The sequence below is a fragment of the Burkholderia aenigmatica genome, from assembly GCF_902499175.1.
Classification (GTDB): Bacteria; Pseudomonadota; Gammaproteobacteria; order Burkholderiales; family Burkholderiaceae; genus Burkholderia; species Burkholderia aenigmatica.
In genome coordinates this window covers 126367-138985 of sequence record NZ_CABVQC010000009.1, presented here as the reverse complement: position 1 = coordinate 138985, position 12619 = coordinate 126367, and the positions used below count along the sequence as shown (strand labels likewise).

Genomic DNA, 12619 nt, shown 5'->3' with positions numbered 1-12619 from the left:
GCCGGCCCCCGCGCGACGACTGGGAGCGCACCACCATGGACACCAAAACGACGCATGTGATGCCGTGGCGCATCGAGGACATCGATCTGAACCGGATCGATCGTCAGCGTGCCGCCGCGAACGAGGATCTGTTGCTGTTGCTGTGCGCGTCGTCGTTCATCGAAAGCGGCTCGGATCTCTACACGAGCAATCTGAGCCAGTTCTTCAACGACGATCCGGAAGTCTCCGCATGGCTCAACAATGCATGGGAGCACGAAGAATTGCAGCACGGGCGCGCGCTGAAGGCGTACATCGCGCACGTGTGGCCGGAGTTCGACTGGGACACCGCGTTCGCGAATTTCTTCGCCGAGTATTCGAAGACCTGCAAGGTCGAGGCGTTCGAGAAGACCCGTGCGCTCGAGATGGTCGCGCGCTGCGTCGTCGAGACGGGCACGGCCACGCTCTATCGCGCGATCAACGAATGCTCGGACGAGCCCGTGCTGAAGGAAATCACCGACAACATCCGCACGGACGAAGTGCGTCATTACAAGCACTTCTTCAAGTTCTTCAAGAAGTACAACCAGCTCGAAGGCAATGGCCGGCTCGCGGTGCTCGGCGCGCTGGCCCGCCGCGTGATGGAAATCAAGAACGAGGATTCCGAGATCGCGCTGCGCCACGTGTTCGCGGTCCGCTATCCGGATCGTGTCGGCGACAGCCAGTACAACCGCGAGCGCGCCGCGCGCATCAGCAAGCTCGTGCGGCGCAACCTGTCGGCCGACATGTGCGTGAAGATGCTGCTCAAGCCGCTCGACCTGCCCGCGAAGATCCAGCCGGGCGTCCACTATCCGCTCACCAAGATCACGCGGCACGTGTTCCTGCGCTGATCGCCGCGGCGCGGCCCGACGCGCGTATGCTGCGGGGTCTTCATCCGCTTTCCACCGGGGCCACGCCATCATGACCGATACCCATCGCCACGCGCTCGAACAATGGACGTTCGATGCGTGGCCGCCGGCCGTCGTCTCGCTGTTCGACGGCACCGCGCTCGAGCGTCATGCCGACGTCGCCGCCTCGCTGATCGTCGCAACCGACGATGGCCAGTTGCGCACGACACTGCTCGGCGTCGGCGAGATCTACGCGCACGATGCGCGCACGCTGCTGCTGGCGCTCTGGCCGCAATCGCGTGCGGCGCGCGCGATCGCGCAACGGCGTACGGCCGCGTTGACGCTCGTCGCGGACGGTGCGTTCTTTCAGGCGCAATTGAGGATGGCGCCGCTCGAAGGAGACTTCGGCGGACTGGCCGGATTCGCTGCGACGATCGCGCACGGCGATGCGCAGCGGGTCGGCTATGCGCGTCTCGCGACAGGCGTCACGTTCACGCTGGAAGGGGAGCGCACCGCGGTGCTCGCGCGCTGGCAACGCCAGGTCGAGCACCTGCGGCGCGCGGCCGCGCGGCTTCAGTGACCGCGCTGGCCGCTGCGCGACGAACGGTTGCGGTTCGGGTGCGCGGCATTGCCGCTCGCCGGGCGTGCGCTGTTGCCGCCGCCGGCCGGACGTCCGCCGCTGCCGCCGGCGCCGCCTTGCCCTTGCGTGCGTGGCTTCGCGGCCTTCTGCTGAGAAGCCTTCGGTTGCGCGTTGCCATCGCGTTTCGCGGCCGGCTGGCCTGAGCCGCCTGCACGCGGCTGGCGATTGCCGCCGCCGCCACCACCGCCACCGCCGCGCGGTTGCTGCTGGCCGCGGCGCTGCTGGATCGGCTCCGGCTTCGCGTTCGGATCGGGTGTGAAGCCCGCGATCACTTCCTGCGGAATCTCGCGCTTGATCAGCCGCTCGATGTCGCGCAGCAGTTGCTTTTCGTCGACGCACACGAGCGACACGGCTTCGCCGGTCGCGCCCGCGCGGCCCGTGCGGCCGATCCGGTGCACGTAGTCTTCCGGCACGTTCGGCAGGTCGAAGTTGACGACGTGCGGCAACTGGTCGATGTCGATCCCGCGCGCGGCGATATCGGTCGCGACGAGCACCTGCAGCGTGCTGTTCTTGAACTCCGCCAGCGCGCGCGTGCGGGCCGACTGGCTCTTGTTGCCGTGGATCGCCATCGCGCTGATGCCGTCCTTCGTCAGCTGCTCGGCAAGCCGGTTCGCGCCGTGCTTCGTGCGCGTGAACACGAGCACCTGGAACCAGTTGTGTTCGCGGATCAGGTGCGTGAGCAGTTCGCGCTTGCGATCGCGGTCGACCGGGTGGATCTTCTGCGCGACGCTTTCGGCGGTCGTGTTGCGGCGGGCGACTTCGATCAGCGCGGGCGAGTCGAGCAGGCTGTCGGCGAGCGCCTTGATCTCATCGGAGAAGGTGGCCGAGAACAACAGGTTCTGGCGCTGCGGCGGCAGCTTCGCGAGCACGCGCTTGATGTCGTGGATGAAGCCCATGTCGAGCATCCGGTCGGCTTCATCGAGCACGAGGATGTCGAGATCCGACAGGTCGATCGTCTTCTGCTGCATGTGGTCGAGCAGGCGGCCCGGCGTCGCGACGACGATGTCGACGCCGCGCTTGAGCGCATCGATCTGCGGATTGATGCTGACGCCGCCGAACATCACGGTCGAGCGCAGCTTCAGGTATTTGCTGTACGCACGGACGCTTTCCTCGACCTGGGCGGCGAGTTCGCGCGTCGGCGTGAGGATCAGTGCGCGCACCGCGCGTTTCGCGCCGCGATGCTCGGCGTAGAACGTATGCAGGCGTTGCAGGATCGGCAGCGTGAAGCCGGCGGTCTTGCCGGTGCCCGTCTGCGCGCCGGCGAGCAGGTCGCCGCCGCCGAGGACGGCCGGGATCGCCTGCTGCTGGATCGGGGTCGGCGACGTGTAGCCGAGCTCGTTGACCGCCTTGACCAGCGGTTCGGCCAAGCCGAGAGATTCGAAAGACATAGATACCACTCTTCAGTTTTATGATCGGCGACGTCTCGCGCGGCCCGCGCGGGAGGTGACATCGCAAAATGCAAAAGGGCGCGGCCGCGGTTTCCCGCAGCCGCGCCCCGTTTGTGTCAGCCGCTTCTTAGTCGAGCGGCGCGGAACGCAGGTCGCTCACCTGTTGCGGCGAGATCGGCGTACCGTTGTTGCCCCACGACATCCGGATATACGTGACGACCGCCGCAACTTCCTGGTTCGACAGCGACTGTGCGAACGGCGGCATCCCGTACGGACGCGGATTCTTGAACGTGCTCGGCGGATAGCCACCGTTCAGCACCATGCGGATCGGGTTGACTGCCGATTCCATCACGATCGAATGGTTGCCCGCGAGCGGCGGATACGCCGGCGGCTTGCCTGCGCCGGTTGCGGCGTGGCAGGTCGCGCAGTTGTCCGCGTAGATCTTCTTGCCCTGGTCGAACAGCGCGTTGCCGAACTGCTTCGACGGCTCGTACTGCATGTTCTTCGGCGCTTCAGCCTTCTGCGGGATCGACTTCAGATACGTCGACATCGCGCGCGTATCTTCGTCGTTCATGTACTGGAGGCTGTTGTGCACGACGTCCGCCATCGGGCCGAACACGGCGCCCTTGTTCGACACGCCGGCCTGCAGCAGGTTGGAGAGCTCTTCAACGTGCCAGTCGCCGAGGCCGAGTTCCTTGTCGTTCGTCAGCGACGGCGCATACCAGTTCTGCAGCGGAATCAGGCCGCCCGCGAAGGCTGCCGAGCTCACCGGGCCGCCCATCATGTTGATCGACGTGTGGCACATCGAGCAGTGGCCGAGGCCTTCGACGAGGTACGCGCCGCGGTTCCATTCAACCGACTTGGTCGGATCCGGCTTGTACTCGCCTTCCTTGAAGAACAGCGTGCGCCAGCCGATCAGCAGGTTGCGGTTGTTGAACGGGAACTTCAGTTCATGCGGACGGCTCGGCACCGATACCGGCGCGACCGAGCGCAGGTACGCGTAGATCGCGTCGGAATCCGCACGCGTGACCTTCGTGTAGCTCGCGAACGGGAAGCCCGGGTACAGCAGGCTGCCATCCTTCGAACGGCCGGTGTGCATCGCGCGGTAGAAGTCGTCCGACGTCCACTTGCCGATGCCATCCTTGTCGTCCGGCGTGATGTTCGGCGTGTACATCGTGCCGAACGGCGTCGCCATCGGCAGGCCGCCCGCGAACGACTTGCCGCCGCGCACGGTGTGGCACGCGATACAGTCGCCGACGCGCGCGAGGTATTCGCCCTTCTTGATCAGCGCGGCCTGGTCGGCCGGCGTGGCCGCGACGGCGGAAGCGCCGTGCAGCGTGTCGTTGCCCGGCCACAGGACCGGCACGAGGGCGGCAGCCGCGACGATCGCGACGGCCGAGAGTGCAAACAGGGACTTGCGTTTCATTGTGTCTGTCTCCCTTGCCTTATTGCGGTTCGCTGCCGCAGGCGAGCGGAGTCTTCATCGAACGCGCCGGAGCCGGCACGGGGTTGGCGGGCGCCGGTTGCGCGGCGAGCCATGCGGTCACGGCGGTCACGTCTTCGTCGGAAAGCTTCGAAGCGACTTCATGCATGCAATCGGGCGCCTTCGCGTGACGGTTGCCCGAACGCCATGCACCGATCTGCGCGCTCAGGTAGTCGGCGTGCAGGCCGACCAGGCCCGGGATCGCCGGCTGCATGCCGGTCAGCGTCGCGCCGTGGCAGGCCACGCAGGCCGGCAGCTTGCGCGACGGATCGCCTTGCGTGACGAGCTGCTTGCCGCGCGCGAGCGTCGCGGCCGGCAGCGTCGGCTTCGCCGGCGCCGGATACGGCGGGCGTTCGGCCGAGAAGTGCTCGGCCATTTCGCGCAGGTAGTCGTCGTTCAGGTACGTCAGCAGGTAGTTCATCGGCGGGTACTTGCGCCGGCCGTCACGGAAGTTGACGAGCTGGTTGTACAGGTACTCGGCCGGCTTGCCGGCAAGACGCGGGAAGTAGTCGTTGTCGGTGCCTTGGCCATGGACACCATGGCAGGCCGTACAGCCGCGCACGCGCTCGGCCATGGTATCGGGTGCCTTGAGCGGCGCCTGCTGGGCTTGCGCTTGCTCCGTGGGCTTGGTCTGCGCTTGGGCAGCGCTCATAAGGCCCGCGCCGCCGAACATCAGAACGGCGAGCAGCGGACGGAAGAGGCGTCTTGAAGACACACGAGACTCCATGTTTATTCGACGGGGACCTGTTGTCCGGGCTACGATCGGCTCGGCGCATGACGGCAAGGCAGCCGGGCTGCTGCGACGCGGCATTCTATCATCGATGGGTAATGACGGCTATTTGGCAAAAGGTCATCGGTTCCTGTCCGTTTGCGACTTGCGACAATTTGACGCGCATTGCGACGTGCTGGTGTGAACCGGCGTGCGTTTTCACCATCGAAGACCGTACACTCGCGGGTCGCGCGGCGCCGCCTCCGCCGCAGGTCCAGTCATTTCTCCCGTTTCCGGATTCATCGATGACGTTTTCTACCGTGCCGTTGCCTTCCTCACGCTGTCCGTCCCGTTGCCGCCGCTCCGTCGGCCTGCCGCTTTCGGGAGGGTGTGCGCGATGAAGTTCGACAGCTTGTGGATCGGTCAGGTCGCGCTCGCGGCACTGATGGACGCCGCGTTCGCGATGGCGGTCGGCTCGGCGCTGCTCAAGGCATGGCTCGGCAAGGACGGCGCCCGTCCGGTCGTCGCGCCGTCGCATCCTGCTTGGCTGCGCGCGCAACATTCGCTGGCCGCGGCGGCGCTGGCGCTGGTGCTCGCAGATCTCGGCTGGCTCGTCTACGAGGCCGCGACGATGAGCGGGGCGGGGCTCGGCGGCGCGTTCGCCGCGATTCCCGTCATGCTGACGCAGACGCATACGGGCTTCGCGTGGAGCGTCGCGTTCGGCGGCGCCGTGGTGCTCGCGATCGTCGCGCTGGCCAAGCCGGAGGGCCCGGTCGCGCATGCGGTGCTGTGGTTCGCGGTGATCGTGGTCTCGGCCGGCAAGGCGTCGCTCGGCCATGCGGCCGATACGGGCGCGCTGTCCGCGGCGGTCGGCGTACAGACACTGCACCTGCTCGCGACGGCCGTGTGGGGCGGCCTCGTGCTCGCGGGCGGGCTCGCGGTGCTGCCGGCGCTCGGTTCGTCGGTCGCGCGCGGCGCGCTGATCCGCATCGGCCAGCACCTGTCGCGGACGTCGATCGTCTCGGTCGTCTTCGTGCTCGGCACCGGCGCGCTCAACGCGATTCGCGGGCTCGGCGGTTCGCTCGCGCCGCTCGACGGCAGCACGTGGGGGCGCGTGTTGCTGCTGAAGCTGCTGCTCGTCGCGCTCGCGCTCGTGCTCGGCGGCCTGAACCGCTTCTCGGCACTGCCGCGCCTGCGCCGCACCGCATCGACCGAGGATGCGCACACGTTCCGCAACATCCTGCATCTCGAAGCGCTGACGATGATCGGCGTGTTCGTCGCGGCAGCCGTGCTGTCGTTCAGCGTGCCGGGGTTCGCGGCCCTCGGCTGACGGCAGGGCTTGCGCGGAGAGGCGCGCCGCAAGGCCGCCCGCGCGCACCCGGCACGTGCCGGGCGTCGCAGCGCGCATGCAAAAACGGCTGCCCGTCGGGCAGCCGTTCTCGAATCGATACCGACCGCGCGGGCCGCAGCCGCGCGCCGTGCTTACCACTCGGCGACGCTGCCGTCCGCGTGGCGCCACACCGGGTTGCGCCAGCGGTGGCCCGTCTTCGCCATCTCGCGCACCTTCTCCTCGTTCACGTCGATGCCGAGCCCCGGGCCCTGCGGGATCGCGACGAAGCCATCCTCGTAGCGGAACACCTCGGGGTTGCGCAGGTAGTCGAGCAGGTCGTTGCCCTGGTTGTAGTGGATGCCGAGGCTCTGCTCCTGGATGAACGCGTTGTAGCTGACCGCGTCGAGCTGCAGGCACGCGGCAAGCGCGATCGGGCCGAGCGGGCAGTGCAGCGCGAGCGCGACGTCGTAGCTCTCCGCGAGCGTCGCGATCTTGCGGCACTCGGTGATGCCGCCCGCGTGCGACGCGTCGGGCTGGATGATGTCCACGTAGCCGCCCGCGAGGATGTGCTTGAAGTCCCAGCGCGAGTACAGCCGCTCGCCGAGCGCGATCGGCGTGTTGGTCTGGTTGACGATGTCGCGCAGCGCCTCGACGTTCTCCGACAGCACCGGCTCCTCGATGAACATCAGCTTGTACGGGTCGAGCTCCTTCGCGAGCACCTTCGCCATCGGCTTGTGCACGCGGCCGTGGAAGTCGACGCCGATCCCGACGTGCGGGCCGACCGCGTCGCGCACCGCTGCGACGTTCGCGATCACCTGCTCGACCTTGTCGTAGGTGTCGACGATCTGCAGCTCCTCGGAACCGTTCATCTTCACGGCCTTGAAGCCGCGCTCGACCACCGCGCGCGCATTGTTCGCGACGTCGCTCGGCCGGTCGCCGCCGATCCACGAGTACACCTTGATGCGATCGCGCACCTGGCCGCCGAGCAGCGCATGCACGGGCACGCCGTGATGCTTGCCCTTGATGTCCCACAGCGCCTGGTCGACGCCCGCGATCGCGCTCATCATGATCGGGCCGCCGCGGTAGAAGCCCGCGCGGTACATCACCTGCCAGTGATCCTCGATCAGCAGCGGATCGCGGCCGACGAGGTAGTCGGCCAGTTCCTGCACCGCGGCCTCGACCGTATGCGCGCGGCCTTCGACGATCGGCTCGCCCCAGCCGACGATCCCCTCGTCGGTTTCGATCTTGAGGAACAGCCAGCGCGGCGGGACGACGAAGGTTTCGAGGCGGGTGATTTTCACGATGCGGGTCTCCAGGGTTGACCGGCGCGGACAGTCGGGCGCGGCGCACGGTCGCGTGCTTTCGCGGTTATCCTAGCGTAGCCCGATAAAAAATAGTATTAATAGCACTATTGTGCAGATAGTGAGATAGCGGGCAGCCGGCCCGCCCGGGTGCCGGCATAACGGAGAACGATCATTCGACGCGACCTGCATGGACAGACGGCCTTCCGGCTCGCCACGGCGATCCTGCGCGGCGACTACCCGCCCGAGTCGCTGCTGCCGAGGGAGCCCGACCTGATGGAGATGTACGGCGTGAGCCGCACTGTGATGCGCGAGGCGCTGCGTACGCTCACGTCGAAGGGGCTCGTTGAATCGCGGCCGAAGATCGGCACGCGCGTGCGGCCGCGCGGTGTATGGAATCTGCTCGACGCCGACCTGCTCGACTGGTACGCGCGCGTTGCGCCACCGCTCGCGTTCGCACTGAAGCTGCAGGAGATGCGGGAGATGGTCGAGCCCTACGCGGCCGCGCTCGCCGCGCGCATGCATACGCCGGACACGTTCGACGCGATCGACGGCGCGGCGCGCGCGATGGCCGCCGCGCGCAACGTCGACGAATGGGTGCGCGCCGACCTGCGTTTTCACCTGAGCGTGCTCGAGGCCGGCGGCAATGAGCTGCTGGTGCCGCTCGGCACGCTGATCGATCGCACGCTCGAGGCGCAGCTGCACCTGAATGCGCGCCGCGCGGACGTGTACAACGCGTCGCTCGCCGAGCACACGGCCGTCAGCGACGCGATCCGCGTGCGCGACGAGGACGGTGCGCGCCGCGCGATGGCGGCGCTGCTCGCGGTGACGCGCGCGCGGATCGAGATGTCGTGACGGGCACGCGCGAGCGGTGCGGCGCCGTCAGGCGTTCGCGCAGCCGCCCGGCTTGTGGATGCGCTCGGTCGACGCGGGGTATTTCGCGAGCAGGCTCGCCGGCCGCCGCGGGCGCGCGACCAGGTCGCCGCCGCAGTTCGGGCAGCGGCCCTTCAGCACGTCGTCGGCGCAGGTCGCGCAGAACGGCTCGCCGCCCGCGTACATTCGAACGTACAGATGCGCGCGTCCGCCGAATCGGGCGGCAGGTCCTTGTCGCAGCATTCGCAGCCGGGGCGCAGTTCGAGCATGACGGTGTTCCTTGGTTCGGGCAGGGTCGGGACGGGCGCCGCCGGACATTGCGTGCAGCGCATGTGCGCGCTACTGTACCCGCTTGGATCGGCCTGGCCAACGGTGTCCCGACGGGGCGCCGTTGATGCGCACGGGCCGCACCGGGAGACGACCATGCTTTATCGCGGAAGCTGTCACTGTGGCGACGTGAAGTTCGAGGCGGAAGGCGACCTGCAGGGCGTGATGGCGTGCAACTGCTCGATCTGCCAGCGCAAGGGCGCGCTGATGTGGTTCGTGCCGCGCACGAGCATGACGCTGCTCACGCCCGACGAGAACCTGGCGACCTACATGTTCAACAAGCACGTGATCAAGCACCGCTTCTGCAAGCGCTGCGGGATTCACACGTTCGGCGAAGGCGTCCACCCGAACGGCACCGCGATGGCCGCGATCAACGTGCGCTGTCTCGAGGATGTCGATCTCGACGCGCTGCCGGTCACGCACTACGACGGCCGCTCGCACTGAGCGGCGCGTCGGCGCATGAAGGGGCGCGTGGCCGTCAGGACGGTTGCGCGGCAGCGGCATCCGGCGCGGGCGTTTCCGCCTGCGGGGCGGGGCCCACGGTGCGCGTGCCGGTGCCGGCCGGACGTTCGATCAGCGGCGCGAGCGCCGGCGCCATCGACTTCAGCAACTGCACGGCCATCGCGCTCGTGAAGTCGTAGCGCGCCGCATACGGTTCATGCGCCGTTGCGGTCAGGACCCCGAAGAACCGGTCGCCGAGCACGAACACGAACGTGCCGCTGCGATTGACCTTGCGCGACTCGATCAGCCGCGCGCCGCGCGCATAGACGTTGAAGCGCTGGTCGCCGGTCCCTGTCTTGCCGTACACGTCGAGCGTCTTGCCGTCGGGCAGCGTGAAGCCACCCGCGAGGCGGCGCGCGGTGCCGTTGAGCACGACGTCGCGCAGCAGCGTGTGCGCCACGTTGACGATCTCCGGCGACAGCATCGGCTGCGGCTGCGCGGCCGCGCGCACGAAGCGCGTCTCGTACGGCGTGCCCTTCGCGAAGTCGAGCCGCGTGATCGTCTCGGTCGGCGCTTTCTGGCCGCCGTTCGCGATCAGGCCGATCAGTTTCGCGAGTGCGTCGGGCTGGTCGCCCGATGCGCCGATCGCGGCCGCATACGACGGCGTGACCTCCGCGAACGGGTAGCCGAGCGCGCGCCACGCTTTCGTGATCTCCGCGTACGCGCGCAGCTCGACCATGCGGCGGATGCGGCGGTCCTGGGTCGCGTGGTAGCGCGTCTTGTACAGCCATGAGTACGTGTAGAAACGCGCATCGTGGCTGTCGCGCTGGACATCGGCGAGCGATGCGCCCGGGTGCGCGCGCAGGTAGTTGAGCGTCCACAGCGCGAGCGGATGCACGCTCGCGATATAGCCGCGATCGTTGAGGTTGAAGCGGTCGATCGCGTACTTCGCGTAAAGCTTGGCGAGGTCGTCGTCGGACAGCGTGGCGGCCGGCGTGCCCTTCAGTTGCGCGCGCATCTGCGCATCGAACCACGCGAGCGATTCGTTCGGCGCGACGCTGCGCAGCACCGTCGCGATCTTCGGTGGCGACTTGCGCACGTCCTTCAGCATCAGCGCGAGCGCGTCGTCGGGCGCCTTGCCCGCATAGCGCGTGTAGTAGCGCTTCACGTAGACCTGGCTTTCGCCGTCGACGAACTGCTGCAGGTAATGCTGGCGCTGCTCGGGATCGCCGAGCCACGACGACGACGGGCCGGCCGCCTGCAGCGTCTCGTAGTGGACGATGTCGCGCATCAGCCGCACGAACACGAGGTTGACCGAGTGCTCGAACGCCGTGTGCAGCGTCAGGATCCGGCCGTTGTCCGATTTCTCGAAGTTCGAAAACACCTGCGCGCCGCCGCCCGTGTAGAACACGTCGGGGCTGGCCGAGTACTTGCGTTCGACGGCCGCGTCGAGCATTGCCTGCAGCGAGCGGTCGCGCGTATGCGACAGATAGTCGAGCGCCCAGTGCGACAGCCCGTCGATCGGGTCGGGCTTCACGCGGGCCAGCTCCGCGTTCGACAGGTTCGCGTAGCGCGCATGCAGGTCGGACACGATCTGCAGGTACGTGATCAGCGTGCGCAGCTTCGCGGTCGAGCCGAGGTTGATGCGGCCGCCGCGATTGACGTCGAACGGTTCGTTCACGCTGTCGGTCTGCACGCGCAGCAAGTTCGCGCCGTTGCGGTGTTCGTACAGCGTGAAGCTATACGTGAGGTGCGCCGGGTCGTCCTTCGGCGCGAGCATCTCGAAACCGTACAGGCCCGCTTTCTGCGCGCCGTCACGCGTCGACGCCTGGGCGAGCCGTTCGGCGACCGCCTGCTGCACGCCGTTGTCGAGCGTGCTGGTCGCCTGCAGGTCGAACTGGTCGAGCTGGTACAGATCGCTGATGCCGAGTGCCGACAGCAGCGACGCGCGCGCGGACGTCACGGCCTTGCGCGACACGAACGACTGCACGTGCGCGGCGGCTGGCGGCGCGCTGCGTTCGATCTGCGCGGTGAGCGCGGCGTCGCGCAGCGCGGGTGAAATCACGCCGCCGTTCGACAGCAGCCGCAGGTAGCTGTCGGTCAGCTTCTGCAGCGCCGGATAGCCGCGGTTGAGGAAGTACGACGGCGCGCGCTGCGCGATGATCAGCGACAGCACCTCGCGGAACGTCTTGCCTTGTTCGTCGACGTTGTCGCCGGTCGTCGGCGCGGACAGGATCCGGTTCACGTCGTTGAAGTCGCGGCCGTACCACGCGGCGAGACCGTCGCCGATGCCGGTGATTTCACCGACATGCGGCCGTGCGGCGAGCGGGACGGAATTCAGGTAGCGCACGACGATGGTGCGGCGCGCGGGCATCGTCTGCGGGCCGTTCAGGTACGCGCGCACCGATGCGGACGCGATCTGCCGCAGCTTCTCGGGCGGCGTCGCGGTGCGGCCCTCGGGCGAATGGCGGAACTTCTCGATCTGCGTCGCGAGCGTGCTGCCGCCCGGGCGTGCCTGATGGCGGTTGACGACGTGCAACGCCTGGTCGGCGACCGCGCGGCCGAAGCGCCCCCAGTCGATCGCCGGGTTGCGGTTCGGCTCGTTCGCGTCGAGCAGGTAGCGATCCTCGATGAACAGCAGCGAATTCGCGACCACGGGCGGCACCATGTCGAAGTCGGCGTAGACGCGCTGCGGGAACGCGGTCGTGAACAGCGGCGCGCCGGTCGAGTCGAACAGCATCAGGCCCGCCTGGTCCTTCTCTTCGAACGGGAGGAACAGCCCGCGATCGCCGAGCAACAGCATCCGCTGCGAATCGCGCGCCTGCTTGCTGACGACGAAGCCGCGCGCGAGCAGCCGCTCCTGGAACGCCGGAATCATCGCGTAGCCGAGGCGCTGGTCGTACGGACCGTTGGCGGGGAAGCGGATGTGATCGCTCGGGCCCGTCTCGACCGTGTAGCCGACATCGCGGGTGAGCTCGGACAGGTAGTGCGCCTGCAGCCGGGACGTTTCGATCTCGCTCTGCACGAGTCGCGCAACGATCGCCACGGCGATCAGCAGCGCGGCCAGCAAAGACCACTTGATCCACGTCCAGACCGATGCGAGACCGGTCACGCGCGGCAGGATACGATTCAGCGGCCGATTCATGGCGGCGTCTCCCTGAAGGCACGGGCTCCGGCCGCACCCCATTAAGGATTAGTGTAGTCCTCCGCAGCGGGCTGCCAAGGGCGTTCACTACCGAGATGCGTCGACGCAACGCGCGTGCCTGT

11 protein-coding genes and 1 pseudogene are annotated in these 12619 nt (G+C 67.8%); 6 read left to right on the top strand and 6 right to left on the bottom strand.

Annotation, left to right across the window (positions count from 1 at the left end):
- The first annotated feature begins 35 nt into the window (after positions 1 to 35).
- Together BDO18943_RS09345 and BDO18943_RS09340 are read left to right on the top strand one after the other, a co-directional pair.
- Positions 36 to 863 (top strand): ferritin-like domain-containing protein, encoded by an 828-nt coding sequence (locus tag BDO18943_RS09345; RefSeq protein WP_043190698.1) that lies wholly within the window; start codon positions 36 to 38, stop codon positions 861 to 863.
- A 70-nt stretch (positions 864 to 933) separates the two neighbouring features.
- Positions 934 to 1440 carry a hypothetical protein gene (locus BDO18943_RS09340; RefSeq protein WP_175022053.1) on the top strand — a complete coding sequence of 169 codons (507 nt, stop codon included), beginning with the start codon at positions 934 to 936 and terminating at the stop codon, positions 1438 to 1440.
- On the opposite strand, the gene BDO18943_RS09335 is transcribed toward BDO18943_RS09340, so the two are convergent.
- The 3 genes from BDO18943_RS09335 to BDO18943_RS09325 form a co-directional block, all read right to left on the bottom strand.
- Entirely contained in the window at positions 1434 to 2888 is a 1455-nt protein-coding gene (locus BDO18943_RS09335) for a DEAD/DEAH box helicase (protein ID WP_175022052.1), read from the bottom strand. The two genes, BDO18943_RS09340 and BDO18943_RS09335, sit on opposite strands and share 7 nt — an antisense overlap.
- Before the next feature lie 127 nt (positions 2889 to 3015).
- Positions 3016 to 4314 (bottom strand): c-type cytochrome, encoded by a 1299-nt coding sequence (locus tag BDO18943_RS09330; protein ID WP_043190707.1) that lies wholly within the window; start codon positions 4312 to 4314, stop codon positions 3016 to 3018.
- A 19-nt stretch (positions 4315 to 4333) separates the two neighbouring features.
- Entirely contained in the window at positions 4334 to 5098 is a 765-nt protein-coding gene (locus BDO18943_RS09325; protein ID WP_043190709.1) for a c-type cytochrome, read from the bottom strand.
- On the opposite strand from BDO18943_RS09325, the gene BDO18943_RS09320 reads away from it, so the two are divergent.
- A complete protein-coding gene (locus tag BDO18943_RS09320) occupies positions 5097 to 5285 on the top strand; it encodes a hypothetical protein (protein WP_143331030.1) in 189 nt (62 codons plus the stop codon). The two genes, BDO18943_RS09325 and BDO18943_RS09320, sit on opposite strands and share 2 nt — an antisense overlap.
- 192 nt (positions 5286 to 5477) lie before the next feature.
- Positions 5478 to 6410, top strand: a complete 933-nt coding sequence (locus BDO18943_RS09315; RefSeq protein ID WP_175022051.1) for a CopD family protein — start codon at positions 5478 to 5480, stop codon at positions 6408 to 6410.
- Positions 6411 to 6562: 152 nt separating this feature from the next.
- On the opposite strand, the gene dgoD is transcribed toward BDO18943_RS09315, so the two are convergent.
- Positions 6563 to 7711, bottom strand: coding sequence for a galactonate dehydratase (gene dgoD / locus BDO18943_RS09310; protein WP_043190713.1), 1149 nt, complete (start codon positions 7709 to 7711; stop codon positions 6563 to 6565).
- Positions 7712 to 7933: 222 nt separating this feature from the next.
- On the opposite strand from dgoD, the gene BDO18943_RS09305 reads away from it, so the two are divergent.
- Entirely contained in the window at positions 7934 to 8566 is a 633-nt protein-coding gene (locus BDO18943_RS09305; protein ID WP_235995892.1) for a FadR/GntR family transcriptional regulator, read from the top strand.
- A 27-nt stretch (positions 8567 to 8593) separates the two neighbouring features.
- Here the strand turns inward: BDO18943_RS09305 and BDO18943_RS09300 are convergent.
- A pseudogene (locus BDO18943_RS09300) lies at positions 8594 to 8853 on the bottom strand (DUF1272 domain-containing protein).
- 154 nt (positions 8854 to 9007) lie between these two features.
- Between BDO18943_RS09300 and BDO18943_RS09295 the strand changes: the two are divergent.
- On the top strand, positions 9008 to 9355 hold the full coding sequence (locus BDO18943_RS09295) for a GFA family protein (protein WP_043190717.1): 348 nt from the start codon (positions 9008 to 9010) through the stop codon (positions 9353 to 9355).
- Between the two features lie 34 nt (positions 9356 to 9389).
- Here BDO18943_RS09295 and BDO18943_RS09290 read toward each other — a convergent pair whose 3' ends face one another.
- On the bottom strand, positions 9390 to 12497 hold the full coding sequence (locus BDO18943_RS09290; RefSeq protein WP_175022050.1) for a transglycosylase domain-containing protein: 3108 nt from the start codon (positions 12495 to 12497) through the stop codon (positions 9390 to 9392).
- Positions 12498 to 12619: the final 122 nt, after the last annotated feature.

Excerpts from the sequence above, each read along its gene's own strand:
- BDO18943_RS09345 (WP_043190698.1), top strand. The coding sequence starts at position 36 with ATGGACACCAAAACGACGCATGTGATGCCGTGGCGCATCGAGGACATC.
- BDO18943_RS09340 (WP_175022053.1), top strand. The coding sequence starts at position 934 with ATGACCGATACCCATCGCCACGCGCTCGAACAATGGACGTTCGATGCG.
- BDO18943_RS09335 (WP_175022052.1), bottom strand. The coding sequence starts at position 2,888 with ATGTCTTTCGAATCTCTCGGCTTGGCCGAACCGCTGGTCAAGGCGGTC.
- BDO18943_RS09330 (WP_043190707.1), bottom strand. The coding sequence starts at position 4,314 with ATGAAACGCAAGTCCCTGTTTGCACTCTCGGCCGTCGCGATCGTCGCG.
- BDO18943_RS09320 (WP_143331030.1), top strand. The coding sequence starts at position 5,097 with ATGTTTATTCGACGGGGACCTGTTGTCCGGGCTACGATCGGCTCGGCG.
- BDO18943_RS09325 (WP_043190709.1), bottom strand. The coding sequence starts at position 5,098 with ATGGAGTCTCGTGTGTCTTCAAGACGCCTCTTCCGTCCGCTGCTCGCC.
- BDO18943_RS09315 (WP_175022051.1), top strand. The coding sequence starts at position 5,478 with ATGAAGTTCGACAGCTTGTGGATCGGTCAGGTCGCGCTCGCGGCACTG.
- BDO18943_RS09295 (WP_043190717.1), top strand. The coding sequence starts at position 9,008 with ATGCTTTATCGCGGAAGCTGTCACTGTGGCGACGTGAAGTTCGAGGCG.
- BDO18943_RS09290 (WP_175022050.1), bottom strand. The coding sequence starts at position 12,497 with ATGAATCGGCCGCTGAATCGTATCCTGCCGCGCGTGACCGGTCTCGCA.